25 protein-coding genes are annotated in these 26,223 nt (G+C 51.8%); 11 read left to right on the top strand and 14 right to left on the bottom strand.

What is annotated here, in order from left to right:
• Positions 1 to 10: 10 nt before the first annotated feature.
• The 8 genes from JYB63_RS19605 to metK form a co-directional block, all read right to left on the bottom strand.
• A complete protein-coding gene (locus JYB63_RS19605) occupies positions 11 to 1,027 on the bottom strand; it encodes an aspartate carbamoyltransferase catalytic subunit (protein ID WP_205659618.1) in 1,017 nt (338 codons plus the stop codon).
• A 28-nt stretch (positions 1,028 to 1,055) separates the two neighbouring features.
• Complete coding sequence (gene pyrR / locus JYB63_RS19610) at positions 1,056 to 1,568, bottom strand: bifunctional pyr operon transcriptional regulator/uracil phosphoribosyltransferase PyrR (protein WP_205659619.1); 513 nt, start codon at positions 1,566 to 1,568, stop codon at positions 1,056 to 1,058.
• Entirely contained in the window at positions 1,549 to 2,025 is a 477-nt protein-coding gene (gene ruvX, locus JYB63_RS19615) for a Holliday junction resolvase RuvX (protein WP_205659620.1), read from the bottom strand. The genes pyrR and ruvX overlap by 20 nt, the downstream gene beginning before the upstream one ends.
• Positions 2,026 to 2,043: 18 nt before the next feature.
• Positions 2,044 to 2,643, bottom strand: coding sequence for a YqgE/AlgH family protein (locus tag JYB63_RS19620; RefSeq protein ID WP_243432078.1), 600 nt, complete (start codon positions 2,641 to 2,643; stop codon positions 2,044 to 2,046).
• A 117-nt stretch (positions 2,644 to 2,760) separates the two neighbouring features.
• Positions 2,761 to 3,711, bottom strand: a complete 951-nt coding sequence (locus JYB63_RS19625; RefSeq protein WP_205659621.1) for an energy transducer TonB — start codon at positions 3,709 to 3,711, stop codon at positions 2,761 to 2,763.
• A 50-nt stretch (positions 3,712 to 3,761) separates the two neighbouring features.
• Positions 3,762 to 4,721: a glutathione synthase gene (gene gshB, locus JYB63_RS19630; RefSeq protein WP_205659622.1), complete on the bottom strand. Its 960-nt coding sequence runs from the start codon at positions 4,719 to 4,721 to the stop codon at positions 3,762 to 3,764.
• A gap of 144 nt (positions 4,722 to 4,865) precedes the next feature.
• Positions 4,866 to 5,603: a 16S rRNA (uracil(1498)-N(3))-methyltransferase gene (locus tag JYB63_RS19635; protein ID WP_205659623.1), complete on the bottom strand. Its 738-nt coding sequence runs from the start codon at positions 5,601 to 5,603 to the stop codon at positions 4,866 to 4,868.
• Positions 5,604 to 5,767: 164 nt separating this feature from the next.
• Positions 5,768 to 6,958 (bottom strand): methionine adenosyltransferase, encoded by a 1,191-nt coding sequence (gene metK, locus JYB63_RS19640; protein WP_205659624.1) that lies wholly within the window; start codon positions 6,956 to 6,958, stop codon positions 5,768 to 5,770.
• Between the two features lie 351 nt (positions 6,959 to 7,309).
• Between metK and tkt the strand changes: the two genes are divergently transcribed.
• From tkt to JYB63_RS19655, 3 genes are read left to right on the top strand one after another with little or no spacing between them, the layout of a single operon-like run.
• On the top strand, positions 7,310 to 9,304 hold the full coding sequence (tkt, locus tag JYB63_RS19645) for a transketolase (RefSeq protein ID WP_205659625.1): 1,995 nt from the start codon (positions 7,310 to 7,312) through the stop codon (positions 9,302 to 9,304).
• 60 nt (positions 9,305 to 9,364) lie between these two features.
• Entirely contained in the window at positions 9,365 to 10,399 is a 1,035-nt protein-coding gene (locus tag JYB63_RS19650) for a glyceraldehyde 3-phosphate dehydrogenase NAD-binding domain-containing protein (protein ID WP_205659626.1), read from the top strand.
• 21 nt (positions 10,400 to 10,420) lie between these two features.
• Positions 10,421 to 11,581: a phosphoglycerate kinase gene (locus tag JYB63_RS19655; RefSeq protein ID WP_205659627.1), complete on the top strand. Its 1,161-nt coding sequence runs from the start codon at positions 10,421 to 10,423 to the stop codon at positions 11,579 to 11,581.
• A gap of 68 nt (positions 11,582 to 11,649) precedes the next feature.
• Here JYB63_RS19655 and JYB63_RS19660 read toward each other — a convergent pair whose 3' ends face one another.
• Entirely contained in the window at positions 11,650 to 12,549 is a 900-nt protein-coding gene (locus JYB63_RS19660; RefSeq protein ID WP_205659628.1) for a fructose bisphosphate aldolase, read from the bottom strand.
• Between the two features lie 279 nt (positions 12,550 to 12,828).
• On the opposite strand from JYB63_RS19660, the gene fba reads away from it, so the two are divergent.
• Positions 12,829 to 13,878 (top strand): class II fructose-bisphosphate aldolase, encoded by a 1,050-nt coding sequence (gene fba, locus JYB63_RS19665; protein WP_205659629.1) that lies wholly within the window; start codon positions 12,829 to 12,831, stop codon positions 13,876 to 13,878.
• A gap of 61 nt (positions 13,879 to 13,939) precedes the next feature.
• On the opposite strand, the gene JYB63_RS19670 is transcribed toward fba, so the two are convergent.
• Entirely contained in the window at positions 13,940 to 14,773 is an 834-nt protein-coding gene (locus JYB63_RS19670; RefSeq protein WP_205659630.1) for a LysR family transcriptional regulator, read from the bottom strand.
• A 185-nt stretch (positions 14,774 to 14,958) separates the two neighbouring features.
• Here JYB63_RS19670 and JYB63_RS19675 point away from each other — a divergent pair, with 185 nt between their 5' ends.
• The gene (locus JYB63_RS19675) at positions 14,959 to 16,887 is read left to right on the top strand and encodes an SLC13 family permease (protein WP_205659631.1); all 1,929 of its coding nucleotides are present in this window, start codon (positions 14,959 to 14,961) and stop codon (positions 16,885 to 16,887) included.
• Between the two features lie 59 nt (positions 16,888 to 16,946).
• Here the strand turns inward: JYB63_RS19675 and JYB63_RS19680 are convergent, their stop codons facing one another.
• A complete protein-coding gene (locus tag JYB63_RS19680; RefSeq protein WP_205659632.1) occupies positions 16,947 to 18,098 on the bottom strand; it encodes a cytochrome-c peroxidase in 1,152 nt (383 codons plus the stop codon).
• Positions 18,099 to 18,423: 325 nt separating this feature from the next.
• Between JYB63_RS19680 and JYB63_RS19685 the strand changes: the two genes are divergently transcribed.
• Complete coding sequence (locus JYB63_RS19685; RefSeq protein ID WP_205659633.1) at positions 18,424 to 19,035, top strand: uracil-DNA glycosylase family protein; 612 nt, start codon at positions 18,424 to 18,426, stop codon at positions 19,033 to 19,035.
• Between the two features lie 61 nt (positions 19,036 to 19,096).
• On the opposite strand, the gene JYB63_RS19690 is transcribed toward JYB63_RS19685, so the two are convergent.
• Complete coding sequence (locus JYB63_RS19690; RefSeq protein ID WP_205659634.1) at positions 19,097 to 19,591, bottom strand: Spy/CpxP family protein refolding chaperone; 495 nt, start codon at positions 19,589 to 19,591, stop codon at positions 19,097 to 19,099.
• Between the two features lie 175 nt (positions 19,592 to 19,766).
• Here JYB63_RS19690 and JYB63_RS19695 point away from each other — a divergent pair, with 175 nt between their 5' ends.
• Both JYB63_RS19695 and JYB63_RS19700 read left to right on the top strand, forming a co-directional pair.
• Positions 19,767 to 20,477 carry a response regulator transcription factor gene (locus tag JYB63_RS19695; protein WP_205659635.1) on the top strand — a complete coding sequence of 237 codons (711 nt, stop codon included), beginning with the start codon at positions 19,767 to 19,769 and terminating at the stop codon, positions 20,475 to 20,477.
• On the top strand, positions 20,477 to 21,874 hold the full coding sequence (locus JYB63_RS19700; protein ID WP_205659636.1) for a sensor histidine kinase: 1,398 nt from the start codon (positions 20,477 to 20,479) through the stop codon (positions 21,872 to 21,874). Before JYB63_RS19695 ends, JYB63_RS19700 begins: the two co-directional genes overlap by 1 nt.
• Positions 21,875 to 22,093: 219 nt before the next feature.
• Here JYB63_RS19700 and astA read toward each other — a convergent pair whose 3' ends face one another.
• The gene (gene astA, locus JYB63_RS19705; RefSeq protein ID WP_205659637.1) at positions 22,094 to 23,134 is read right to left on the bottom strand and encodes an arginine N-succinyltransferase; all 1,041 of its coding nucleotides are present in this window, start codon (positions 23,132 to 23,134) and stop codon (positions 22,094 to 22,096) included.
• Positions 23,135 to 23,348: 214 nt separating this feature from the next.
• Between astA and JYB63_RS19710 the strand changes: the two genes are divergently transcribed.
• The 3 genes from JYB63_RS19710 to arsJ are packed head-to-tail and all read left to right on the top strand — an operon-like array spanning position 23,349 to position 25,975.
• Positions 23,349 to 23,690: an ArsR/SmtB family transcription factor gene (locus JYB63_RS19710; protein ID WP_205659638.1), complete on the top strand. Its 342-nt coding sequence runs from the start codon at positions 23,349 to 23,351 to the stop codon at positions 23,688 to 23,690.
• A gap of 30 nt (positions 23,691 to 23,720) precedes the next feature.
• Positions 23,721 to 24,734, top strand: coding sequence for an ArsJ-associated glyceraldehyde-3-phosphate dehydrogenase (locus JYB63_RS19715; protein ID WP_205659639.1), 1,014 nt, complete (start codon positions 23,721 to 23,723; stop codon positions 24,732 to 24,734).
• A gap of 2 nt (positions 24,735 to 24,736) precedes the next feature.
• Complete coding sequence (gene arsJ / locus JYB63_RS19720) at positions 24,737 to 25,975, top strand: organoarsenical effux MFS transporter ArsJ (protein ID WP_205659649.1); 1,239 nt, start codon at positions 24,737 to 24,739, stop codon at positions 25,973 to 25,975.
• A 57-nt stretch (positions 25,976 to 26,032) separates the two neighbouring features.
• On the opposite strand, the gene JYB63_RS19725 is transcribed toward arsJ, so the two are convergent.
• Positions 26,033 to 26,223: hypothetical protein (locus JYB63_RS19725; RefSeq protein WP_205659640.1), on the bottom strand; the 191-nt coding region annotated here is incomplete at its 5' end.

Consider the following 26,223-nt stretch of genomic DNA (forward strand, 5'->3'; position numbering starts at 1 on the left):
TCATTCCCGCTTATTCTGTACGGCTGGCGTGCTGTTCAGCCCGGCGCGCAGCTTCTGTAGTCTGGCCACTCATGGACATCGACATGACGGCCATGCGTACGGCGATACCGTTAGTCACCTGATTGAGGATCAGGGAACGGGGACCGTCGGCAACGGCGGATTCGATTTCCACACCGCGGTTAATCGGGCCGGGGTGCATGACAATGGCATCCGGGTGGGCATGTTGCAGCTTGTCTTCACTGAGGCCGTACAGTTTGTAGAATTCCGCTTCACTTGGCAGCAGGGCGCTGAGCATGCGTTCACGCTGCAGACGCAGCATCATGACGACATCTACGTCCTTCAGGCCCTGCTTCATGTCGGTGTAGACCTGTACGCCTAACGCTTCGATATGGCGTGGCAGCAGCGTGTGCGGGGCAATGACCCGAACTTCAGCTGCGCCGAGAGTACGCAGGGCGTGGATTTGAGAACGGGCTACCCGGGAGTGCAGGATGTCACCGACAATGGCCACTTTCAGTGGGCTGAAGTCGCCTTTGTGCTGGCGGATAGTCAGCATGTCCAGCATTGCCTGAGTCGGATGGGCATGGCGGCCGTCACCGGCATTGATCACGGCAACGTTAGGGGTAACGTTTTCAGCGATGTAATGCTGAGCGCCACTGTCGGAGTGACGGACCACGAACATGTCGGAGTGCATCGCTTCCATGGTCATCAGGGTATCCCTGAGGGTTTCGCCCTTGGCGGTGGAAGAGGTGCTGATATTCAGGTTCAGAACGTCGGCAGACAGACGCTTGGCAGCCAGTTCGAAGGTGCTGGCTGTACGGGTGCTGGCTTCGAAGAACAGGTTTACAACGGTTTTGCCGCGCAGCAGCGGGACTTTCTTAACCTGCTGGGCACTCATGTCCACAAAGGAGTCAGCGGTGTCGAGGATTTCGCTGAGCAGTTCGCGGCTCAGGCCTTCGGTGGTCAGAAAGTGTTTCAGCTGACCTTCGCTGTTGAGCTGTATTTGGTTTGGATCTTGTTGTTCAAACATGTTGGGATTCCGCTGTGTTTGCCAGGATTCAGTCGGCACGTTTGCTGATTTCGATGGACAGTGGCTCCGGACCGGTCAGTTTGACCCGTTCATCGGCTGCCAGCAGCATCACCTCTCCGACGACGTCCGCCTGGATGGGCAGTTCACGACGGTTAAGGTCGATCAGAGCGGCCAGGGTAATTGAGGCTGGCCGGCCATAATCAAAAATTTCATTCATTGCCGCACGTACCGTACGGCCGCTCATCAGCACATCGTCAACCAGAATGATGTGTCTGCCTTCGGTTGCGGTGGGCAGTATAGACGGCTGCACCTTCGGGTGCAGGCCCATGCGGGTGAAGTCATCCCGGTAGAAAGCGATGTCCAGAACTCCCATAGGGCTGTCCAGTTCAAGGCTTTTTTGCAGGGCTTCTGCGATCCAGACACCGCCGGTACGGATACCGATGATCATCGGGTTTTCGATTGCTCTGGCCTTCAGATAGTTTTGCAGTTCGAGGGTCATTTTTTCTAATAACGCGTCGACCTTAATTACGCCCGATACCATAGAGGTCCTCCAGTCGGGTTTCGCTGGGGATGCGGGTTTCGCTTGCCAGCCAGTCTTCCAGAATAAGTTGGGCGGCGATGCCGTCCACAGAGTTTTGTTTAAAGTTGTTGCTGCCGCCTCGGGACACACTGATTCGCTTGGCTTCATCAGATGTCAGCCGTTCGTCCATCAGGTAACAGGGCAGTTTGCTGCGTTCTTTCAGGCGGTTGGCGAATTTACGGGCCCGGCGGGCCATGTCGCTGATGGTGGAATCCATATTGAGGGGGATGCCGACAACCAGTGCGGTAGGTTGCCATTCAGCTATCAGCTGATCGAAGATCTGCCAGTCGGGAATGCCGTCACGGGCGGCCACCGGTTCCAGTGGCGCTGCGGTGCCAGTAAGGCTCTGGCCAACAGCCACACCTATGCGGCTGGTACCGAAATCAAATCCCAGAACGGTTTGAGTAGTTTCGCTCATTAATACTTCTTATGAAATTTATGCGTGGCCGCTTTGGGCTGTCATAAGATCCAGATTCACACCGAGACTTGCAGCGGCGGCATGTAGCCGTTGCTCGGCAGGCATGTGGAATAGTATATCTAAATTTGCCGGGCAACTTAACCAGGCATTCTGGCGGATTTCGTCTTCGAGCTGGCCTGCACCCCAGCCGGCATAGCCTAATGCAACCAGGCTGGGAACCTGTTCTTTACTGTTGGCAAGGTCTTCAAGAATATCCAGTGAACTGGTGATGCTGACACGGTCACTGACATCATAGGAGGATGACCATTCCCGGTCACCGGTCAGGTGCAGGACAAAGCCTTTGTCGGTCTGTACCGGGCCACCGGCAAACACGGGCTGGGCGGTAGCCTCGTGGTCAGTTTCAATCTCCAGATGGCTGAGAAGCGCCTGGAAACTGAGGTCCAGCGGGCGGTTGATGATAATGCCCATGGCACCGTGTTCATTGTGATCACAGATATAGGTAAGGCTCTGGGCAAAGTTGCCATCATGCATATGAGGCATTGAGATCAGAAAGTGGTCCCGCAGGCACATGGTGTCCTGAGGGTTGCCGGGTATGTCGGAGTCAGGCGGTAAGGACATGTTATTGGCTCCTTTTCGGCCGCTGGTTCTGGCTGATGCAAAAGCAGCATTGCTGTGTAAAGCGGGTTGTTTAAACCCCCGGCACGCAGATCATTTGTTATGACCTTAGTACTAGGACTAGTACACCCGGGTGGTTTTCTCAAATTTCCAGGTGCGAATTATTTCCAGAATATCGGTGGTCTGGCGCATTTCTTCCGGGAATGGCTGGAAGGGGGAAGCCAGTTCCACAATCCGCATGGCGGCATTATCCAGCAAAGTGCTGCCGGAGGAGTGCAGTATCTGAATATCTTTTACGTAGCCGTCCGGCTGAATGGCAACCAGCAGTCGCAGGCTGCCATAAAGCCGTTGCTGGCGGGCCTGAACCGGATAGTTAAGGTTGCCGACGGCCTCAATGCGGCGTTTCCAGTTGGAGAGGTATTCCGCATCTTTATGGCTCAGGGTACTGGCCGAGGTCATCCATTTAACCCGGGGGCGTTTTGCGTAAGCCTGTTGCTGTAAAGCTAGCTGGGCTTCCAGACTGGCGATTTCAAGACTGCGGGTCAGAATCGTGTCGGTATTACCGGGCAGAGATGCAGAGGACTTTTTCTGCTCTTGCTTAGTCTGACTCTGTGGTGCGGCCTGTTGTTGCTGTTTGGCCAGACTGGTGATTACTTCGTGCTGGCTGTTACTCAGTTGCTGTTGGCTGATGCCATCAATTTCAGCCAGAGCGGTTTCAATTGCTGACATTTCGTCATAAGTGAGCTGACGGTTATCAACCGCCAGACGGGAGGTGACATCCTGTATGTCGTCCGCCTGAAATTCTGCTTTTTCCCGGGTGGTGGGTAATTGCTTTTCTTCCAGCTGTCCGCTGCCTGCCTGGTTATTCTGGGCGATAAAGTCTGCATCGTCCGGTGCTTCTTCGCTTTTGAAGTTGGCCAGGGTGACTTCCAGTGTCTGAGGAATCTCACTGACGTCCGGCAGCGAGAAGCTGATGCCAAGAATCGCCACAGCGTGAATGGCGACCGCCATGAATATTGTGAAACCAAGGCGGTCAGCGGAGGAAACAGGGGATTGCAGAGCACTGCTCATAGGCACTGCTCTGCAGGTTGCTGGTGGTGGTAAACCGGCATCAGGTGACCTTACTTCCGGGCAGCCAGTTTAGCTTCCACGACATCCATCAGTTGCATACCGATGTCCAGACCAAACTGTTCATCCAGTTCCCGGATACAGGTAGGACTGGTGACGTTTACTTCGGTCAGGTAGTCACCGATAACATCGAGGCCGGCAAACAGAATCCCCTGTTCTTTCAGGGTCGGGCCGACCTGACGGGCGATCCACAGTTCCCGTTCTGTCAGGGCACGGCCAACGCCAACACCGCCGGCTGCCAGGTTGCCGCGGACTTCTCCGCCGGTCGGAATCCGGGACAGACCGTATGGCACCGGTTCTCCGTCGACCAGCAGAATGCGCTTATCGCCATCAACAATTTCCGGCAGATATTTCTGTGCCATGATGGTTTCTGTGCCGAACTTGGTCAGGGTTTCAATAATAACCCCCAGGTTTACCCCTTCTTCCTGAATCCGGAAGATGGAGGTACCGCCCATGCCGTCCAGTGGTTTAAAGATGACGTCTTTGTACTCAGCGTGGAATTCGCGCAGCAGGTCATCCCGGCGGGTAACCAGTACCGGCGGGCAGCATTCCGGGAAGTGTGTGGCAAAGATTTTTTCGTTGTAATCACGCAGGGCCTGCGGCCGGTTGACCATCAGTGTGTCGCCGGCGGCAGCAGCAATTTCCAGTAAGTGGGTGGTGTAAATGAATTCGTTATCGAACGGCGGGTCTTTGCGCATCAGGACTGCATCAAGTGCACAGACTTCCTGAATCTGGTATTCGCCACGCTGGAAAAAGTTATCCGGGTCCATGGCAACGGTCATCGGGGCCATTTTAGCCAGTACCTTGCCGTCCCGCAGGTAAAGGTCCTGCTGTTCCATGTACCAGATTTCCCAGCCTTTACGCTGCGCTGCCCAGAGCATGGCCAGAGAACTGTCTTTTTTAAAGCTGATGTCCTCAATAGGGTCCATCACGATGCCGATTTTAATAGTCATTCGATAACCTGGTAGTTGGTGAGCCGCAGGTGGCCGGTGTAACGCGGGTTATACCGGTGTGGCTTATATACGTTATTGCAGAGTTTACTTGGCTGCAGGTGTCTGTGCCATACAGAGTTATAGAAAACATCTGTCACTCTGGGTTCAGAATTTATTGCCCAGATCGCCCCATAAGAACTGCAGCACAGATAATGCTGCTACCGGTGCTGTTTCGGTGCGAAATACCCGCGGGCCAAATGCGACCGGCTTGAATCCGGCTGCCAGCGCCTGTTCGACTTCTGCCTCACTGAGGCCGCCTTCCGGGCCGACGAGCAGGGCGACTGAACCTGGTGCTTCCAGCGTTTCCAGTGGCTGTTCAGTGTGATGGTGCAGTACCAGCTTGAGATCTGCCTCTACCGTACTGATCCAGTCGCTGAGTGTTTGCGGTGACTGAATAGCCGGTATGTCACAGCGCAGGCTCTGTTCGCAGGCACTGATGGCAATTTGCTGCCAGTGGCGCAGACGTTTGTCCTGGCGTTCACTGTTGAGTTTGACTTCACAGCGCTCTGAAAACAGCGGTGTCATGCCGGCCATGCCCAGTTCAGTGGCTTTCTGAATGGCGTAGTCCATACGTTCACCCCGGGACAGACTCTGACCGATCTGAATATTCAGGGGTGAAATCCGGGCGGGCTGACTGACTGATTCGATCTGTGCGCTGACTTTACGTTTGGCAACTTCGCTCAGGCGGGCGTGATATTCATTGCCGTCGCCGTTGAACAGGGTTAACTGATCATCCGGACGCATCCGCAGTGCGCGGGCGACGTGTTGTACAACCGCATCGCTGAGCTGAACCTCCTGGCCGTTGGTCAGGGGCTGGTCTTCGTAAAAGCGGGGGATTCTCATGGCGGTTTCTGGCCTGATCTGGTCGGTGATTATCTGTGACGGGAATAATAGCGGGTTTGGCAGGCGAAAAAAAAGCATCTGCTGTGAACAGATGCTTTTTATATGCTTGTTTATAAGCGTCTATAAATAAGTGCTTATTCTAAGCACTTAGCAGTCAGCGGTAATTACAGACCGGCGTCAGCCCGCAGCGCGTCAGCTTTATCGGTTTTTTCCCAGCTGTACGCGGTAAACGTTTCGTCATTGACGGTCATTTCAAACGGGTTCTTACCGAAGTGACCATAAGCTGCTGTCTGGCGATACATCGGATGCAACAGATCCAGCATGCGGGTAATAGCATGTGGGCGCAGGTCGAAATGCTGGCGTACCAGTTCGATGATCTTTTCATCACTGATTTTGCCGGTACCGAAGGTGTTAATTGACACAGATGTTGGCTCGGCAACACCGATGGCGTAAGACACCTGAATCTCACACTTGTCTGCCAGACCGGCAGCCACGATGTTCTTGGCAACGTAACGGCCAGCGTATGCGGCAGAACGGTCTACCTTGGATGGATCCTTACCGGAGAATGCACCGCCACCGTGACGGGCCATGCCGCCGTAGGTGTCTACGATGATTTTACGGCCGGTCAGACCACAGTCGCCCACAGGACCACCGATGACGAATTTACCGGTCGGGTTGATGTGGAATTTGGTGCTGGCATCAATCCATTCTGCTGGCAGAGTGTGCTTGATGATCAGTTCCATAACCGCTTCCTGCAGGTCGGCCATTGAAATGTCCGGATCGTGCTGGGTAGAGAGAACCACGGCGTCAATACCGGATGGCTGGCCGTTTTCGTAACGGAAGGTCACCTGGCTCTTGGCGTCCGGGCGTAACCATGGCAGTAAGCCTGACTTGCGGGCTTCAGCCTGACGCTCAACCAGACGGTGTGCGTAGCAGATAGGTGCTGGCATCAGTACGTCGGTTTCGTTGCTGGCGTAGCCAAACATAAGGCCCTGGTCTCCGGCGCCCTGATCTTCAGGCTTGGAACGGTCCACGCCCTGTGCGATATCGACAGACTGCTTACCGATGATGTTCATCACACCGCAGGTATTGCCGTCGAAGCCTACTTCAGAAGATGTGTAACCGATGTCGTTGATGACACCGCGTACCAGGTCTTCCAGGTCAACCCAGGCAGAGGTGCTAACTTCACCGGAGACAATTGCCACGCCGGTCTTAACCAGCGTTTCACAGGCAACACGGGCGTATTTGTCTTCAGCAATAATGGCATCCAGGACCGCATCAGAAATCTGATCGGCAATTTTATCCGGGTGACCTTCAGAGACGGATTCAGAGGTAAACAGGCTATATTCGCTCATGGCGTTCAGGAGTCCTCAAAACTTTTAAGTTCCCCGGCATATACCTGGCTTATGGCTGGGCGGTGGGGTCGGTGACTCTGTGCGGGTCTGACCATCGGGGATGAGATAAATAAATTGGCGGATAGTTTAATGATCTTGTGGCCCGAATGCATGGGGAATATCTCTGTTTGAGAGGTTTTTTTCGCAATTCATCATGAATTTGGCTCAATTTTATGAATTTTACTCGAAATAGGTTTGAAGCTGCCTGCCGGTTGAGGGAAAATACCGCCACTTTTTTGATGTCGCCGGTGGTGGCATCAATGTATTTAACTATTTCAACCTCAACTAGGGTTTCAACCCCGGAGTGAATGAATGTCCTCGCGTAGAGAACTGGCGAATGCAATCCGTGCACTGAGCATGGATGCTGTACAGCAAGCTAAATCTGGCCACCCTGGTGCGCCAATGGGTATGGCAGATATCGCCGAAGTACTGTGGAATGATTTCATGGTACATAATCCATCCAACCCGCACTGGATGGATCGCGACCGTTTCGTCCTGTCTAATGGTCACGGCTCCATGCTGATTTACAGCCTGCTCCACCTGACCGGTTACGATCTTTCTATCGATGACATCAAAAATTTCCGTCAGCTGCATTCTAAAACTGCAGGTCACCCGGAATATGGCTATGCGCCTGGTGTTGAAACCACTACTGGCCCGCTGGGTCAGGGCATCACTAACGCGGTAGGTTTTGCGATTGCTGAGAAATCTCTGGCAGCGCAGTTTAACCGCGAAGACCACGAGATCATCGATCACAATACCTATGCATTCCTGGGTGATGGCTGCCTGATGGAAGGTATTTCCCATGAGGCATGCTCCCTGGCCGGTACACTGGGTCTGGGTAAGCTGGTTGCCTTCTACGATGACAACGGCATTTCTATCGACGGTGAAGTTGAAGGCTGGTTCACCGATGATACGCCGAAGCGTTTTGAGTCTTACGGCTGGCAGGTAATTTCAAACGTTGATGGCCATGATCACGATCAGATCCGTGCAGCGATTGAAGCGGCGCACGAAAATACTGAACAGCCGACTCTGATCTGCTGCAAGACTATCATCGGTTTCGGTTCTCCGAACAAGCAGGGTAAAGAGGATTGCCACGGTGCGCCTCTGGGTGAAGAAGAAATCGCACTGGCCCGTAAAGAACTGGGTTGGGAGCACGATTCTTTTGTTATCCCTGAAGATATCTATGCTCAGTGGAGTGCGCTGGAAGCCGGTCAGAATGCTGAAAATGACTGGAACGAAAGCTTCGCGGCATACAGCAAGGCATATCCTGAACTGGCCCGTGAGCTGATCCGCCGTTACAGCGGTGAATTACCGGCTGACTTCTCTGCGCAGGCAGATGAAATCATCCAGCAGCTGCAGGATAAAGGCGAAACTATCGCCAGCCGTAAAGCGTCTCAGAACACACTGAACGCATTTGGTCCGTTACTGCCTGAACTGATGGGTGGTTCTGCTGACCTGGCCGGTTCTAACCTGACATTGTGGTCTGGCTGTAAAGGCGTGACTAAAGATGATGCGTCCGGTAACTACCTGTTCTACGGTGTACGTGAATTCGGTATGTCTGCCATCATGAACGGTATTGCACTGCACGGCGGTTTCATTCCTTACGGTGCTACCTTCCTGGTCTTCATGGAGTATGCCCGTAACGCGCTGCGTATGGCGGCACTGATGAAGCAACGTGCTATCCACGTTTACACGCACGACTCTATCGGTCTGGGTGAAGATGGTCCGACGCACCAGCCAATCGAACAGATTGCGAACCTGCGCCACACGCCAAACATGAGCACATGGCGTCCGTGTGATGCGGTAGAGTCTGCGGTAGCGTGGAAGTCTGCACTGGAGCGTAACGACGGTCCGACTGCCATGATTTTCTCCCGTCAGAACCTGCCTCACCAGGCCCGTTCTGCCGAGCAGGTTGCGAACATTTCCCGCGGTGGTTACATCCTGCGTGATACTCAGGGCACACCTGATGCGATCCTGATTGCCACCGGTTCTGAAGTAGCGCTGGCGATGGATGCAGCTGCGGCTCTGGAAGCTGAAGGCAAGCAGGTACGTGTTGTATCTATGCCGGCAACCGATCTGTTTGATAAGCAGGATGCAGAATACCGCGAAGCGGTTCTGCCAGCAGCGGTAACTGCACGGGTTGCAGTTGAAGCGGCACAGGCTGATTACTGGTACAAGTATGTGGGTCTGAACGGCGCGATCGTGGGTATGACCAGCTTCGGTGAGTCTGCCCCTGCAGGCGAGCTGTTCAAACTGTTCGGCTTCACTGTCGAAAACGTTGTAGAAAAAGTTAAGTCAGTACTTTAATCACTGACACGATAACGGCCGGTCTTTTGACTGGCCGTTTTTGATTATGGCGGACTGTAAATGACATACAGAGTGGCAATTAATGGTTATGGGCGCATCGGTCAGAGTGTGCTGCGGGCGATTTATGAGTCCGGATACCGTGATCAGTTGCAGGTGGTTGCTCTGAATGAATTATCAGATATTGAGACCGTCTGCTATCTGACCCGTTATGATACGACCCACGGCCGCTTCCCGGTGCCGGTGGATCATGATGGTGAGAATCTGCTGATTAACGGCGATAAGGTGAGGGTTCTGAATGAAGAAGATCCCCGTCAATTGCCGTGGCAGGAGATGCAAATTGATTTAGTACTGGAATGCTCCGGTGCTTTCAGTGACCGGGCTACAGCGCAGTTGCATCTGGATAGCGGTGCTGAGCGCTTGCTGTTTTCCCAGCCGGCTCAGGCGGATGTTGATGCCACTATCGTACATGGGTTTAATGACCGGATTTTGACGGCTGAGCAAAAGGTTGTTGCTGCCGGTTCCTGTACGACGAACTGCATCGTTCCGGTACTTGATCTGCTGGACCGTGAGCTGGGTATAGAAAGCGGTGTGACCACCACGGTTCACTCGGCGATGAATGATCAGCCGGTGATCGACAGTTATCACCAGACGGATCTTCGTCTTACCCGCAGTGCCATGCACTCCATTATTCCGGTGGATACCGGGCTGAATAAGGGCATTGAGCGTTTATTGCCGCAATTGTCCGGACGTTTTGAGTGTCTGCACCTGCGGGTGCCGACCATTAATGTATCGGTACTGGATATTAGCCTGAATGTCCGTACCGCCACCGATGCACAGCAGATTAATCAACTGCTGCGGGAGGCTTCACAAGGGCCGTTGCAAGGGTTGCTGGGGTATACCGAAGAACCCCACGCCTCGGTGGATTTTAACCGGGATCCCCGTTCAGCGATTGTTGACGGAACCCAGACCCGGGTCAGCGGCGGCTCACTGGTGAAGCTGCTGTGCTGGTTTGATAATGAATGGGGCTTTGCTAACCGTATGCTGGATGTGGCAAAGGCCTGGCTGGCGTGTCGTCCCGAGCAGGATGACCGCTGAAATAAGTTGATAGGAAGCCTTATGAGCGTACTGAAAATGACTGATCTGGAACTGCGCGGTAAGCGGGTTCTGATTCGTGAAGACTTAAACGTGCCGGTTAAAGACGGCAAGGTGACCAGCGATGCCCGTATCCGTGCATCTCTGCCAACAATTCAGCACGCACTTGAAGCGGGCGCGAAAGTGATGGTGATGTCTCACCTGGGCCGCCCGACTGAGGGTGAGTTTGATGAAGCCAGCTCTCTGGCACCGGTAGCCGCTCATCTGTCTGAGCTGCTGTCCCGTGAAGTTCCTCTGGTCCGTGACTGGCTGGAAGGCGGTTTTGAAGTCGCTGAAGGTGATCTGGTACTGCTGGAAAATGTTCGTTTTAACAAGGGCGAAAAGAAAGACGACGAAGCACTGTCTCAGCAAATGGCAGCGCTGTGTGATGTATACGTGATGGATGCATTCGGTACAGCACACCGTGCCCAGGCATCTACTCACGGTGTTGCAAAGTTTGCACCGGTAGCCTGTGCCGGTCCGTTACTGGCAGGTGAGCTGGATGCACTGGCGAAGGCGCTGGATAACCCGGCCCGTCCGATGGCAGCAATCGTTGGTGGTTCTAAGGTATCGACCAAGCTGACGGTACTGGAAGCGCTGTCTGACAAAGTTGATCAGTTGATTGTTGGTGGCGGTATTGCCAATACATTCCTGGCGGCTGCAGGTAAGCCGGTGGGTAAGTCCCTGTGCGAGCACGATCTGATTGATACGGCTAAAGCGCTGATGGCGAAGGTGAATATTCCTCTACCGGTCGATGTGGTTGTGGCGAAAGAATTTTCTGAGTCAGCGGCGGCTGAAATCAAGTCTGTTGATGATGTTGCTGAAGACGATATGATCCTGGATATCGGCCCTGAGTCTGCGGCTCAGCTGGCTACCTTGCTGGCGGATGCAGGTACGATTATCTGGAATGGCCCGGTCGGTGTATTCGAATTTGATCAGTTTGGCGACGGTACCAAGGTGCTGTCTGCTGCGATTGCTGCAAACAAAGGTTTCTCGATTGCCGGTGGTGGCGATACGCTGGCGGCGGTGGATAAGTATGCTATTGCTGATCAGGTGTCTTATATTTCTACCGGTGGCGGTGCCTTCCTTGAGTTTGTTGAAGGCAAAGTGCTGCCAGCTGTTGCGATGCTGGAAAGCCGCGCATAAAACTGCTCTGAAAATAAAAAAGCCGGTTTTTAAACCGGCTTTTTTTTGGATTTTTTTCAGGCCGTTATTTAGCTGGCAGAGGCCTGATAAATGGATTCAATGGTCTGATCCAGCGTTCTGGAGAAGTACGCATCGCTTTGCTGCGCTGACAGGCCTTCGGTGAGCGCCCGGGAGAAACTGGCAATCATGCCGTTGTTGCGGCTCAGACGCTGGTTGGATTCCTCACGGCTGTAACCACCGGACAGCGCGACTACACGAATAACATTCGGGTGCTGAATACATGCCTGATAGAAGTTGTCTTCCTCAGGCAGGGTCAGCTTAAGCATGACTTTCTGTTCGTCGTTTAAGTCGTCCAGTGCTTCCAGCAGTTGTTTTTTCAGCAATGCTTCTGCGATGGCTTTGTCCGGGCAGTGAATATCCACTTCCGGTTCAATAATAGGTACCAGGCCTGCTGCCAGAATTTGCTTACCCACGGTGAATTGTTGCGTGACCACCTGCTGAATACCGGTTGCGTTCGCCGCTTTAATGACTGAGCGCATCTTGGTGCCAAAAACATCCTGAGCATTAGCTTTTACCAACAGGGCGTCAAGTTCAGGCATGTCTTTCATCAGTTGTACGCCGTTGGCTTCTTCCGCCAGTCCTTTGTCTACTTTCAGGAAGGGAACAACCTGCTTTTCCTGCCAGAGATACTGCGCAGAGCGCTTGCCCATGATTTCCCGGTCCAGGGTGTTTTCGAACAGAATGGCGCCGAGCACCCGTTTACCGGTAAAGACTTCATCGGTAACAATTCGGCTACGCATTTCATGCACCTTGCTGAACATGGCTTCATCACCGTCATATTCAGATTCTTCCACGCCGTATAAACGTAGGGCTTTTGGGGTGCTGCCGCCGCTCTGATCCAGTGCTGCAATGAATCCGTTATCGCTGGCGACTTTCTTCAGCATATCTTGCTGGGCCTGTGATGCCATGTGAGGTGCTCCTAAGTTGGCAATTTTACGCTGCTCACAGGAACTTTTACCCGGTCTTTTTCAACATGCCGGAAGTTATATGTGAGTTTCTCTGACGGGGGATGTTTGTAAGCTTTTTTCGCTGAAATTGCAATCAATAATTGTTCGCATTCAGAGTGCGTAAAACTGTCGGAAATAGCGGTATTCAGCGCTAAGTATGAGCTTTTTTGGGGTCTGTTTATCGTGGTTTGGATGCTACAATAGCGCGATCACTTACATGAGCAAATTAAAGGTGGAAACATGGCTCTAATCAGTATGCGCCAACTGCTGGATCATGCCGCAGAAAATGGCTACGGTATTCCAGCGTATAACGTAAATAACCTGGAACAGATGCGCGCCATTATGGAAGCGGCGAGCAAAACCGATTCTCCGGTCATTGTGCAGGCGTCTGCTGGTGCCCGTAAGTATGCAGGCTCTAACTTCCTGCGCCACATGATTCTGGCAGCCATTGCTGAATTCCCGCATATCCCGGTATGTATGCACCAGGATCACGGTACATCTCCAGCTGTGTGTCAGCGTTCTATCGCGATGGGTTTCTCATCGGTCATGATGGACGGCTCTCTGATGAGCGACGGTAAGACCCCTTCCAGCTACGAATACAACGTTGACGTTACCCGCCGTACCGTAGAAATGGCTCATGCCTGTGGTGTATCTGTTGAGGGTGAGCTGGGTTGCCTGGGTTCTCTGGAAACAGGACAGGCCGGTGAAGAAGACGGTGTTGGTGCTGAAGGTACCCTGTCTCAGGAACAGATGCTGACTGATCCTGATGAAGCGGCTGATTTCGTAAGCAAGACTGGCGTGGATGCACTGGCGATTGCCTGTGGTACATCTCACGGTGCTTACAAGTTCACCCGTCCGCCTACCGGTGACATTCTGGCGATTGACCGTATCCGTGCAATCCACGAACGCATTCCTAACACTCACCTGGTGATGCACGGCTCTTCTTCTGTACCGCAGGAGTGGCTGGCAGTAATCAACGAGTTTGGTGGTGAGATTCCGGAAACTTACGGTGTACCGGTTGAGCAGATCGTTGAAGGCATCAAGCACGGTGTGCGTAAAGTGAACATCGATACTGACCTGCGTCTGGCGTCTACCGGTGCAGTACGTCGTTTCATGGCGGAAAACCCGTCTGAGTTCGATCCGCGTAAATTCCTGAAAGCAACCATGGTTGCAATGAGTGATATCTGTACAGACCGCTATGAAGCGTTCGGTGCAGCCGGTCAGGCCAGCAAACTGACGGCGATCTCTCTGGAAGATATGGCTGACAAATACAGCGCAGGTGAGATGTAATTCTCTTTCACTGTGATTAAAAAAAGCGCCTGAGGGCGCTTTTTTATTGCCTGGGGAAAACTTACAGCATGGCCAGCAGCTGTTTGATCAGGTCGTGATGTTCGCCGTGGGGGGAGTAGGCGGCATAGGCTTTCATTTCCAGCCGGGGGGCGTCTTCCACCACGAATAATTCACCACTGTTTACCCGCTCTGCCGTGCTGATAACCGGTAAATAGGCTGAGCCGCCGCTGCTGAGCATCAGTTTCATGGCGATTCGCATGCTGTTAACCCTTACCGGGGCCAGTGGTCGCTGAGGGAAGTAGCGTTCGTGCAGCGAGTTAAAGACGCTGCCCCATTCCACCCGGATATACCCGCTGGAGGTTGCCCGGTCCGCATCCAGCCCCGGCTGGGTCGAGACCAGTTGCAGTGGAATGGATTTAAGTTCTTCTATGACCAGGTTGGCCAGCTTAGGTTGTTCATAAATAAAGCCGATATCAATAGAGCCCCGTTCCAGTTTTTCCATGACCCGCAGGGTGGTACTGTCTTCTGCCCGCAGGGCCAGCTCCGGCATTTGACTGTGTACTTCGTTCAGCCAGTCCTGCAAAAAAATATCCCACAGGCTGGGAGTGCCGGCGACAACCAGCCGTTTATTCAGGTTAGCACTCAGAGCAATGTCTTCATAGGCCCGTTCCCAGGCATTCAGAATAAAGCGGGCGTGACGCACCATGTGCTCCCCGGCCGGGGTTAAACTCACCTGCTGATGGTTGCGGATAAACAGGCTTAGACCGAGTAATTCTTCGAGTTGGCGGATGCGGGCACTGACGGTTGATGGTGCGACGCACAATATTTCCGAGGCTTTGCCGAAGTTTCTGGCGTGTGTTACCTCAAGGAAGGTTTTCAGTAAAACGGTATCCATAATCGTAATTCGGTTTTTTTGTTCATAGTCGCTTGTTTTTTTCGTTTTTTAGAATAGCAAAACATAACTAGAATTACGCCCGGAATCTGTATACATGAATTTTGGTGAGGGGAAAAAAGTCTGTGAATACAAGCACAGAAACGCAATCCCGGGGTTTGTCACTCCGTTGGTTAAAGCGTTTGCCCATGAAACAAACCGTCGCGGGCGCGGTATTTTTGGTGTTAGCTATTCTGATGAGTCAGGTTGTACCCAGCATAGAGATTGCCTGGGTGACTGCAGTACTGATACTGACAATTTATCTGTTTGCATTTGAAATTGTGGGCGTGGATGTCGCAGCCGTTCTGATAATGGTGCTATTGGGACTGACTGGACTGTTCGCGCCGATTATGGGGCTGGAAGAAGCGCTGGTGCCCAGCACTGCCCTGTTTAATGGTTTTTCCAGTAACGCAGTTGTATCCATCATTGCGGTTATGATCATTGGTGCTGGTCTGGATAAGACCGGACTGATGGGCAAAGTTGCTAACTGGATTCTGAAAATTGGCGGGCGAACCGAGAAACGTATTATTCCGATTGTTTCCAGTACTGTCGGTTTTATTTCCTGCTTTATGCAGAACGTGGGTGCTGCAGCGCTGTTTCTGCCGGTTGTGAGCCGGATTTCGGGCCGTACCGGTTTGCCGATGTCCCGGTTGCTGATGCCTATGGGTTTCTGTGCCATCCTGGGTGGTACCATGACCATGATCGGTTCCAGCCCGCTGATCCTGCTGAATGATCTTATTCTGACTTCCAATCAGGCATTGCCGGCGGATCAGCAAATGGATACCTGGTCACTGTTTTCTGTGACACCAGTAGGGATTTGTCTGGTACTGACCGGTATTCTGTATTTCGTCATTGCCGGTCGCTTTGTGCTGCCAAACAATGAAGGCGACAGTAAGGCCGTCAGTACGCTGGAGTATTTTAAAGATACCTATGGCGTTGATTATGAACTGATGGAAGTCCGGGTACCGGAAGACAGCACCCTGGTTGATAAAACACTGGCTGAAATTGAGCGGCCTTATCAGGTACGTGTCACCGCTGCTCAGTTCACCAACGGTATCCGCCGAATCGGTGCCGGTGGTCTGGAACGGAGCGTGGGTATTGAGTCGAATACCATTCTGGCAGTCATGGGTTCTGCGGATGCGCTGGATAAGTTCACCGAAGACTTTGAACTGGATCGCCGTCCGGAACTGGACTCGTTCTCTGAGGCATTGTCTGCAGCCAAAGCAGGTATTGCCGAAGTGGTTATTCCACCAAGTTCTCAGTTGGTGGGTAAGTCCGCACAGGATGTTCGTTTACGTAACGCCTACGGTCTGGCGATGGTTGCTATGCACCGTGCCGGTGAAACGTCGATGGCCGGACAGGGCATTCGTACGGTTGAGTTTCAGGCCGGTGATACCCTTGTATGTCATACCACCTGGGAAGCACTGAACCGTGTTGCACAGGACAGCCTGAACTTTATTGTGGTGACCAGTAACTACCCGAAAGAAGATTTACGTCCTCACAAGGTTGGCTGGGCGCTGGGCTTCTTCCTGATTGCGTTAACCATGGTGCTGTTTACGGATATCCGCCTGTCGATTGCACTGTTAACCGGTGCAGTAGGTATGGTGTTGTCCGGTGTACTGAGCATTGAAGAGGCGTACGAGTCAGTCAGCTGGAAAACGGTGTTTCTGTTAGCCAGTCTGATACCGCTGGGTATGGCGGTGGAGACCACCGGAACTGCAGCCTGGATTGCTGATCAGACCCTGAGCTTGCTCGACGGCATGCCTATCTGGGGATTGCAGCTGGCAGTGGCCGTTCTGGCGACTTTCTTTACACTGGTGATGTCCAACGTCGGTGCGACGGTTCTGCTGGTACCGCTGGCGGTGAATATCGCTATTGGCGCAGGGGCTGATCCCGCCGTGTTTGCTTTGACAGTAGCACTGGCAACGTCGAACTCGTTCCTGATTCCTACCCATCAGGTGAATGCGCTGATTATGGGGCCGGGTGGTTACCGGGTGCCTGATTTTATGAAGGCCGGCGGTGTAATGACGCTGTTGTTCCTGGTCGTGTTAATCGTCATGATGAACATTGTGTTCTGATGATGAATAGCTGAGCATAAAAAAGGCGCCTTTTCGGCGCCTTTTTTGTTTATGGGTATTTATTTTTTCTCAAGCAGATATTCATAACGCTGATCCGTCAGTGTCTCCATAAAGGCCACCAAAGCATCAATACGTTTGTTATCCAGAGCAGGGCCTGATTCCAGCTCTTTCAGCGCAATGTTTTCCGGTACTTCCGGTGCTTGCCACTGTGCAGTGGTTTCCGGGTTAATCTGCCGTTTTGCACTGCGGCTGTTGTACTTGTTGTAAAACAATACAACGGTACGTAAGTCTTGGAATACACCGTTGTGCATGTACGGCCCGGTGACGGCTACGTTACGCAGCGTCGGTACTTTGAATTTACCGGCCTGTGCCGGATCAGTCACTGCGGGGTTGTCCAGCAGGCCAAGGTCCTGATGTGCAGGGCTGACACCATTTACTTTGCGCAGTGCTGTGTTGGTAGGTGTGCCAATGTTGAAGTACTGGTAGTTAGTAAACGTTTCCTGGTCAGCACCAGGACGGCTTTGCAGCTGGTGGCACTGATTACAGTTGGTGAATTGTTGAGAGAAAAACAGGGTACGTCCCAGCTCTTCCTGAGCGGTCAGTTCGTATTCACCTTTCAGATAGCGGTCGTATTTTGAGTCGAAAGGCGAAAAGAACTCCGTTTTCTCAAAGGCTTCAATACTGTCTGCCATGGCCAGATAGGCTTGCTCAGCATCGTTTAGGACGTCAGGGCCATAGAGTGCTTTAAAGCTGTTCTGATATGCAGTGTTTTCAAGCAGACGCTGCAGAATGGCTGCTTTATCAGCCATGGCCATTTCAACCGGGTTAGTGGGTGGTCCCATTGCTTGTTCTGCCAGTGTATTAACCCGGCCATCATGAAACTGACCGCCCTGATATTTACCGTTTTTCAGTTCAAAAGCAGGGCTGAATGCAGCGTAAGAGGCTGTCGGGGCGTTGCGGTCACCGACAGAGGTGTTGTCGCTGCCCAGTGAAGCGGCACCGGCGACACCGTTATCCCGCGGATCGGCAAAGCCATTGCCGGGATCGTGACAGGTGGCGCAGCTCTGGTTGCGGTTTTCTGACAGGTTTACATCAAAGAAAAGTGCCCTGCCAAGCTCTGTTTTGGTTGTCTGAGCCGTTTCAGCCGCCTGAATCTGGGCGGTGGCGATCATAAAGGTAACGGCGCAGAGCAGTGGAGTAGATCGGGTCATAAGGTTTAAAAATAAATGATAATTAGTTTGATTCAGAATTCTATCATAACCCTGTGAAAAACATGTGTATTCTCTTTGTTACAGATCAGTCTTTGTGGTGGTTCAGGTAAATTTTCATATCAGGATATCCCTCAGGCAGGAGAGATGTCTGGCTGGCTTATGTTTCGGATGAGGTATGGGGCTGTTTGTCAGTGTGTACGGTTTGCAGTGTTTTATGGCTTATCAGGTTTGGTTGCTGCTGACATTGCTTCTATGATGCAAGGGCAGTGAGGAAGCAGAGTCTGCTCTGTTGTAATGATGCTGAAGAAACGGTGAGCTTGCACATATGCAAACTATTGAAGAGATCAGTCGGGAGGCAAGGGCGTGCAGAATATGTGAACCGGGGTTGCCCCATGGTGTTCGACCGGTTTTTCAGGTATCTGCACAGGCACGGATTCTGATTGCCGGTCAGGCTCCGGGGCGCAGGGTGCATGCCAGTGGGATTCCCTTTGATGATCCGAGCGGTGACCGTTTACGGCAGTGGCTTGGGGTCGATAAGGCTACCTTTTATGATCCTGACTGTTTTGCGATTGTGCCTATGGGATTTTGTTACCCGGGTACCGGCAAATCAGGTGATCTGGCGCCCCGTAAAGAATGTGCCCCTGCATGGCGGGCAAAAATGTTGGCAGCCCTGCCAGCGTTGGAGTTGAATTTGCTCATTGGTCAGTATGCGCAGGCATGGCATCTGGGAAAGAGTGATCAGAATCTTACTGAGCGGGTGAAGAACTGGCGGTCATATTATGATGTTGAGCCGGGCCAGATCCGGAATTTACCTTTGCCTCACCCCAGCCCGAGAAATAATCTGTGGCTGAAGCGTAATCCTTGGTTTGAAGAGTTGCTGATACCGGAATTACAACGGATGGTGGCGTTGCTGCTTAATAAAAAAAGAGCACCCTGAGGTGCTCTGAAAAACGCTCTGTGTGTGAATAAAGCGTGAGGCCTGATAAAAATTTACCGGATTACTTCTTTGCCAGACTGGCAAATTTTTCCTGCTGTTCCGGTGTCAGTTCAGCGTATACCTTCTGTTTCAGCTCAGCTTTACTGCGAATCAGTGTAGCGGCGGCTTCCTGTCCCTGCTTGATCAGCGCTTCAACCTGTTGTGAATAGTCAGCGTCGGCAACATTCAGACTGCGTAAGTCCTGGCGCAGGGATTTCATTTCCCGCATTTGCTGACGCATATCCAGGAATTGCTGGTCAAACAGTGGCGCCAGTGTTTCTTCCTGGGCGTCAGTCAGGTCGAGTTTTTTGTCGAGCCGTTCCAATGACATGCCTTTCATGCCGAATTTACCGTGGCGGCCTTTACCGTGGTCTCCACGGTCACCCCGGGAATACTCTGCGTGTTCACCTTTTCCACAGCCATATCCTTCTTTGCTGTCTGCCTGTGCGGCGCCGATGCCTAAGGTTGTCAGGCCAACGGTTGCTGTAGTGATTGCGATGATGAGTGATTTGCGCATGATCTTTCTCCTTTGAAAACTGCGTCTTAATTCGATGACTGCAGTATGTGAGATGTCAGTGCTAAGTTGGGTTAAGTCGGTGTAAAGTTAGGTAAAGCCTGTGCAAGGCGTACAGCTTTTGCTTATTCTGACGGGCATAGATAATGGCAGCAGAGATGACTGAGGCGTAAATAATATGGCCGAGAAGCCGCAGATTTTATTAATTGATGATGATCCGGAGCTGTGTCAGCTGATGGGGGAGTATCTGTCCCATGAAGGGTTTGATATCAGTTTCGCGCACAGTGCTGAAGAAGCATTACCGTGTTTACAGAAGAGCACTTACAGCTTGTTGATTCTGGATATTATGATGCCGGGACAGAGCGGGCTGGAATTGCTGCAACAGATTCGTCCGGCGGTTCAGACACCGGTGATTATGCTGACCGGCCGGGGGGATGATGTTGACCGGATTCTGGGGCTGGAGATGGGGGCGGATGATTATCTTGCTAAGCCCTGCAATCCCCGTGAGCTGGTTGCCCGGATTCGTGCAGTATTGCGCCGGGCAAATCCTCCTGAGCGGGTTGATGAACAGCACCAACTGAGTATGCACGGTATTATGCTGGATACTGCCTGCCGGGAAGTGCAGCTAAATGGTGCTGAGCTTTCGCTTACCAGCGCTGAGTTTAATGTGCTTGCGCAGTTAATGGTTAATGCGGGGCAGGTGGTGAGTAAGGACACGCTTACCGAGAAAGTGCTGCACCGCAAGCTGACGGCTTATGACCGGGCGATTGATGTACATGTGAGCCGGGTACGGCAAAAAATTCAGCAGCAGTTACCGGCCACGGCGATTATCAAAACCGTACGGGGCGAAGGTTACTTGTTTATTGCTGATACTAACGGGGCGGTTTGATGAAGCGGTTTACGTCTCTGGGCTGGAAAATTTTTCTTTCGGTCTGGCTTACCAGTTTACTGGTGGTGCTGATTACTGCTTTCGTGATGGGGCAGATTGTCGAGCGGGAGAAACATCAGGAAGTGCTGGTGGCTAAAGCCATGGGGTTCGCTGAAGTGCTGGTGGAACGTTATGAGCAGACCGGCTCGGTTAAGCGTCAGGAACCGTGGCGTAAGAAATATTATGACCGTGACCGGAAGGATAACGGGCGTGATGACGGGCAGGAATACAAACGTGAATCACGGGACCATGACAGCCGTAAGCATAACCAGCGTGAGCGGGAGTACCTGCCCTATTTCAAACTCAGGATTTATACCGAAGATAAACAGCAGATAGCGGGGCCGAAGCGCCCGGTGGGTGAGGCAAAGGCCGGCAGTATGTTTTTGAAGCTGCAGTCGGATACCGGCAGTAACTATCTGGTGGTTGTTGATGTTAATCCGCGGAAGTCGCTGTTCTGGTCAGTATTCAAATTTATGTTATCGGTGCAGATGGTGATTATTATCGTCGTTTCGGCACTGGCCAGTCTGCTGTTAACCTGGATTGTTATCCGGCCTATTAAGCGTTTGCGGCAGCATACAGAAGATCTCTATCAGGGAAATTATTCGGTACGTACTGATACCCGTTTATCTGCAAGGGCGGATGAGATTGGCGATCTGGCCCGGGAATTTAACCGCATGGCCGACCATGTTGAGCAGGCACTGAATGCTAATCAGCGCTTACTGCAGGATGTCTCCCATGAGTTACGGGCACCTCTGGCGCGCTTGCAGATGGCAACCGGGCTGGTGGAACAGCGGCTGGGTGAAGATGATCAGAACCTGGTGACCCGTATTAATCTGGAGTGTGAGCGGCTGAGCCGGCTGATTGATGAAATTCTGAGTCTGGCGCGTCTGGAGAGTCAGTCCGGTGAAGCACAGCTTTTTGAGCTTGAGCCGTTACTGAGCAGTTTGGTTGAAGATTGCCGCTTTATTGCCCCTGAGCACACGCTCAAATGGCAGGAGGAAGGGGAACGTTCAAGACTGTTTGGGCAGGCTGAACTGTTGCGACGTGCGGTGGATAATATTTTAGGTAATGCTATTAAGCACACGCCTGCAGGAAGTGAAATCAGTATCAGTGTGAGTCAGACCGGCACACGTTGCCGGATTTGTATTGATGATAACGGCTCTGGGGTGGATGATGCCCAGCTGGAGCGGCTGTTTGATCCGTTTTACCGGCAGCAACAGGTTGATAATGGTTATGGTCTGGGTCTGAGTATTGCCAAACGGGCAGCTGAGTTGCTGGGCGGGCGTATAGAAGCGAGTAGCCCGCCGGGTAAAGGTCTGCAGGTATGTATTGATTTACCGCTGGCTAAAGAGTCTTAACATTGGTGAACTATCAATATCATATATTGATAGTTCACCCTTTCTGAATAAGTTACAGAAACACATTGTTTTTTAAGTGTTTATTTTAAAAGTAAGAGGCGCTTCTGTAATGTGGTGTGTCATTTTAATGACTGATGCTGGTTTGGAATAGTCAGTATCAGTTATTGATTTGTTGTTTTGTGAATTCAATCTGTCGTCAGTTTTAGCCCTGAATTCAGTTCAGGGCTTTAACGGCACAACCCGTACCTGGTCTCCCGGGCGGATGTGTAACTGGCTGATACACCGTTCAGGCAGATATATATGCCCGGTATCCCGGCTGGCATCGGCCAGCAGGCAACGAAACTCCTGTAGTCTGGAGTTGCTCACCAGAAAGCGGTTGCTGATTACAGCCGCCGGTGCATCAGTCTGAATCAGGGCCGTGAGGCTCTCGCTGTCACGGATTGCGCGGATATCGCTGAGTTTACAGGCCAGTGTCGGGCCACCGTCAAAAATGTCTACATAGTTTTCGTAACGAAAGCCTTCGCTTTCCAGCATTTGCTTTGCCGGAGCAGTTTGCTCGTGAACTTCGCCTATGACTGCCTTAGCGGTGTCGGGCAACAAATGTATATAAATGGAATGCTTCGGCATGAGTTCGGCAATGAATACTTTGTTGCCGGTACCTGTAAGGTAATCAGCCTGTGAAAACTCCATGGAAAAGAAGTGCTGTCCCAGACCATCCCAGAATGGCGATTCTCCCTCCTGATTACTTACCCCACGCATTTCAGCAATCACTTTCTGGCTGAAACGCTCTCTGAACTCGGCCATAAACATAAAACGGCTTTTTGAGAGCAGGCTGCCGTTCTGATTTTTCCGGGCACCGGGGCGTAGATATAAGGTACATACCTCGGCGCAGCCGGTGTAGTCGTTGCACAGATAAAGAGTTTCAAAGGTGTTGTGCACGTCCAGCTCCCGGGAGGCATGTACAACGATGCCGATGCGGTAATGATAAAACGGCAGCTGAAGTCCCACCGCTGACTCTATTCCGCAAACGCCAACCACATCACCTGATTCAGCATCTTCCATGACGAACAGATAAGTTTCGCCTTTGGGGGATGAAACGGATCGTTCCATCGCACTGCAACTATGACGGATACGTTCTGCCAGCAAATCCCTGTTGGCAGGTAAAGAGGTAAAGCCAGGGCCGCTTTCCAGTGCTATATCGTAAAGGACATCCAGATCTTTAATGGTGATCGGCCGGATCAGATTGGCAGTTGTATCCATGTATCACACTCCTGATGTAGCAGAGAGTTATAAACAGGTCTGAACAATTTTTTACTCTGTGAGTAAGTTTAGTCGGAATACCCTATTCGGATAGTTGCGGGTGTTTGTGGATAAAAATGAAGCAGTATATTGCAATGAAGAATTTTAATATTATTATATGCGCATAGGCAGATATATAATGTCTGTCATGAATCTGAAACGTATAAGGTGTGTCATGGAATCCAGCGCGCAGTTTTTTAAAGCTTTATCCGAACCCGTCCGGTTACGCCTGCTGAATATTCTTAATCAGCATGAGGAAGTCTGTGTTTGTGATCTGGTGGACGCGCTGGGCATTTCACAAAGTCTGGCTTCACGGCACCTTGCTTACTTACGGAACAGTGGATTGGTGCAAGCCCGGCGGGAAGGGGTGTGGATGCACTACCGCTTACAGGCTGATGTCTGGCAAATGGAATGGCTAAAAAAAATGCTGGACCAGTTAGCGACACGCGAGCCGCAACTGATCACTGATTTACAAGCCCTGACGGAACTGGCGTGCTGCAAAAGTGCAGATGCGTAACTGACTAACTTTTATTGTGTGGAGAGTGTGATGAGTATCCGTGTTGCGATTAATGGTTTTGGCCGCATGGGACGTCTGGCTTTAAGGGCATGCTGGGGCTGGCCGGAGCTGGATATTGTGCTGATTAATGATGTGGCTGCAGATGCAGCGACTGCTGCTCACTTGCTGAATTTTGATTCTCAGCATGGCCGCTGGGCACATCAGGCTGAAGCCTCGCAGGATGGTTCAGCGATTAAAGTTGCCGACAAGCAGATTCAGTATTACCAGCAAAGAAACATCGCAGATCTGCCATTGGCTGAAAATAAGGTCGACATCGTTGTTGAATGTACCGGCGTACATAAAACCACACCGGCTCTGCAGCCGTACTTTGCGCAGGGGATTAAAAAGGTAGTGGTATCTGCACCGGTGAAGGATGGTCCGTTAAACATCGTCATGGGGGTGAATGATCACCTGTATGATCCGCAGCAGAATCACATTGTGACTGCAGCTTCCTGTACCACTAACTGTCTGGCGCCTGTAGTAAAGGTGATCCACGAGCAGTTAGGAATCGTGCACGGTTCAATGACGACGATTCACGATATCACCAATACTCAAAGCATTCTGGACACGCCCCATAAAGATTTACGGCGGGCGCGGGCATCCGGGATGTCACTGATCCCGACCAGTACCGGTTCTGCATCTGCCATTGCGCTGATCTTCCCTGAGTTACAGGGGAAGTTGAATGGCATTGCGGTAAGGGTACCGCTGACAAACAGTTCTCTGACAGATTGTGTGTTTGAAGTATCACGGGATACGGACATCACTGAAGTAAACCGCGTGCTGAAAGAAGCATCGGAAACTTATCTGGCCGGTGTACTTGGCTATGAAGAACGCCCGCTGGTTTCAATTGATTATGTTGATGATATCCGTTCCGGCATTGTTGATGCGCCTTCCACCATGGTTATCAACAAACGACAGGTCAAGTTACTGGTCTGGTATGACAATGAAATCGGTTATGTAAACCGGATGATGGAACTGACGAAGAAGGTTGCTGCTCAGTTGTGAGTATTCTGACTAAAAAAGTGTTGTCGCCCTGGCAGCAGTATTTGCTGGTTACCCTGAGCTATTGGAGTTTCACACTCACCGACGGTGCATTAAGGATGCTGGTGGTGTTGCATTTCAATAGCCTGGGGTACAGCCCGTTTGCAATCGCCATGCTGTTTATCCTGTATGAAGTGTGTGGCGTCGTGACTAACCTGCTGGGAGGTTGGCTGGCCACCCGATTAGGCCTTAACCGGACGATGCATGCCGGTTTGCTGCTTCAGATAGTTGCGCTGTTGATGCTGACAGTTCCGGATGAATACTTGACGGTTGTATATGTGATGCTGGCACAGGCGTTATCGGGTATCGCCAAAGATCTGAATAAAATGAGTGCAAAAAGCGCCATTAAAACATTGTTGCCAGAAGAGCAGCAGGGGCGGCTGTACCGTTGGGTGGCATTGCTGACCGGCTCTAAAAATGCCTTGAAGGGCGTTGGCTTCTTTATGGGAGCGGTATTGCTTCAGGTGTTTGGCTTTGCCGGTAGCCTTATGGTGATGACGGGTCTTTTGGCTGGTGTCCTGATACTGACAGCAAGTCTTATTTGTAGTGAACTGGGCCAGATGAAGGTAAAGCCAAAGTTTCGGGAAATCTTCTCTAACAGTCAGCCGGTGAATGTGTTGTCAGCAGCCCGTTTGTTTTTGTTTGGTGCCCGGGATATCTGGTTTGTGGTGGCGTTACCCGTTTATCTGCAAATGGTTCTGGGCTGGGAACACACAGACGTTGGCACTTTTTTGGCTGTCTGGGTCATCGGCTATGGTGTGGTACAGGCTTGTGCTCCAATGATTACAGGCGCAGGTAAAGCGTCGGGTGGCCGTGCCGGTATGTTGCCCGGGAAGAAAGCTGCTTTTGGCTGGGTGTTAGTGTTAAGTGCTATTCCTTTGCTTATGTTATTAGCTGCGGATCTGTCCGGAGGGCTGTCAGGGGAAGTCCTGATTTCCGGGTTGCTGATATTTGGTGCAGTCTTTGCGGTGAACTCTTCATTGCATTCATATCTGATTCTCAGGTATGCCCGTACAGAAGGGGCGTCTCTCGATGTGGGTTTCTACTATATGTCTAATGCAGCAGGTCGGTTGCTGGGTACTGTATTGTCCGGTGGGGTATATCAGCTGTGGGGGCTTGAAGCTTGTTTACTGGTAAGTGCTGTCTGTCTGGCTACTGCAGCGGTTATTTCACTGAAATTGCCTGAAACTGATCCCGTTGCTTAATAAGTAAGATGAGCAATAAAAAGCGCAGCCGAAGGCTGCGTTTTTTATGCCTGCTGTTTAGCGATATAAAACAGTGCTGGAAAAGGCACTTGTTGCAGCGCAAAAACTAATTTCGGCTTTCTTCAAAAAGCCTGTTGACTCTTCGGTCAGCGTGCCTATAATACGCCCCCACATTGAGACGCAGGGCCGCGGCAACGCAGCAAAATGCACTTGATGAGAGTCAGAATAACCCGCTGAAAAACAACTTG

The organism is Aliamphritea spongicola (genome assembly GCF_017051665.1).
GTDB lineage: Bacteria > Pseudomonadota > Gammaproteobacteria > Pseudomonadales > Balneatricaceae > Amphritea > Amphritea spongicola.

Excerpts from the sequence above, each read along its gene's own strand:
- JYB63_RS19605 (WP_205659618.1), bottom strand. The coding sequence starts at position 1,027 with ATGTTTGAACAACAAGATCCAAACCAAATACAGCTCAACAGCGAAGGT.
- pyrR (WP_205659619.1), bottom strand. The coding sequence starts at position 1,568 with ATGGTATCGGGCGTAATTAAGGTCGACGCGTTATTAGAAAAAATGACC.
- ruvX (WP_205659620.1), bottom strand. The coding sequence starts at position 2,025 with ATGAGCGAAACTACTCAAACCGTTCTGGGATTTGATTTCGGTACCAGC.
- JYB63_RS19620 (WP_243432078.1), bottom strand. The coding sequence starts at position 2,643 with ATGTCCTTACCGCCTGACTCCGACATACCCGGCAACCCTCAGGACACC.
- JYB63_RS19625 (WP_205659621.1), bottom strand. The coding sequence starts at position 3,711 with ATGAGCAGTGCTCTGCAATCCCCTGTTTCCTCCGCTGACCGCCTTGGT.
- gshB (WP_205659622.1), bottom strand. The coding sequence starts at position 4,721 with ATGACTATTAAAATCGGCATCGTGATGGACCCTATTGAGGACATCAGC.
- JYB63_RS19635 (WP_205659623.1), bottom strand. The coding sequence starts at position 5,603 with ATGAGAATCCCCCGCTTTTACGAAGACCAGCCCCTGACCAACGGCCAG.
- metK (WP_205659624.1), bottom strand. The coding sequence starts at position 6,958 with ATGAGCGAATATAGCCTGTTTACCTCTGAATCCGTCTCTGAAGGTCAC.
- tkt (WP_205659625.1), top strand. The coding sequence starts at position 7,310 with ATGTCCTCGCGTAGAGAACTGGCGAATGCAATCCGTGCACTGAGCATG.
- JYB63_RS19650 (WP_205659626.1), top strand. The coding sequence starts at position 9,365 with ATGACATACAGAGTGGCAATTAATGGTTATGGGCGCATCGGTCAGAGT.
- JYB63_RS19655 (WP_205659627.1), top strand. The coding sequence starts at position 10,421 with ATGAGCGTACTGAAAATGACTGATCTGGAACTGCGCGGTAAGCGGGTT.
- JYB63_RS19660 (WP_205659628.1), bottom strand. The coding sequence starts at position 12,549 with ATGGCATCACAGGCCCAGCAAGATATGCTGAAGAAAGTCGCCAGCGAT.
- fba (WP_205659629.1), top strand. The coding sequence starts at position 12,829 with ATGGCTCTAATCAGTATGCGCCAACTGCTGGATCATGCCGCAGAAAAT.
- JYB63_RS19670 (WP_205659630.1), bottom strand. The coding sequence starts at position 14,773 with ATGGATACCGTTTTACTGAAAACCTTCCTTGAGGTAACACACGCCAGA.
- JYB63_RS19675 (WP_205659631.1), top strand. The coding sequence starts at position 14,959 with ATGAAACAAACCGTCGCGGGCGCGGTATTTTTGGTGTTAGCTATTCTG.
- JYB63_RS19680 (WP_205659632.1), bottom strand. The coding sequence starts at position 18,098 with ATGACCCGATCTACTCCACTGCTCTGCGCCGTTACCTTTATGATCGCC.
- JYB63_RS19685 (WP_205659633.1), top strand. The coding sequence starts at position 18,424 with ATGCAAACTATTGAAGAGATCAGTCGGGAGGCAAGGGCGTGCAGAATA.
- JYB63_RS19690 (WP_205659634.1), bottom strand. The coding sequence starts at position 19,591 with ATGCGCAAATCACTCATCATCGCAATCACTACAGCAACCGTTGGCCTG.
- JYB63_RS19695 (WP_205659635.1), top strand. The coding sequence starts at position 19,767 with ATGGCCGAGAAGCCGCAGATTTTATTAATTGATGATGATCCGGAGCTG.
- JYB63_RS19700 (WP_205659636.1), top strand. The coding sequence starts at position 20,477 with ATGAAGCGGTTTACGTCTCTGGGCTGGAAAATTTTTCTTTCGGTCTGG.
- astA (WP_205659637.1), bottom strand. The coding sequence starts at position 23,134 with ATGGATACAACTGCCAATCTGATCCGGCCGATCACCATTAAAGATCTG.
- JYB63_RS19710 (WP_205659638.1), top strand. The coding sequence starts at position 23,349 with ATGGAATCCAGCGCGCAGTTTTTTAAAGCTTTATCCGAACCCGTCCGG.
- JYB63_RS19715 (WP_205659639.1), top strand. The coding sequence starts at position 23,721 with ATGAGTATCCGTGTTGCGATTAATGGTTTTGGCCGCATGGGACGTCTG.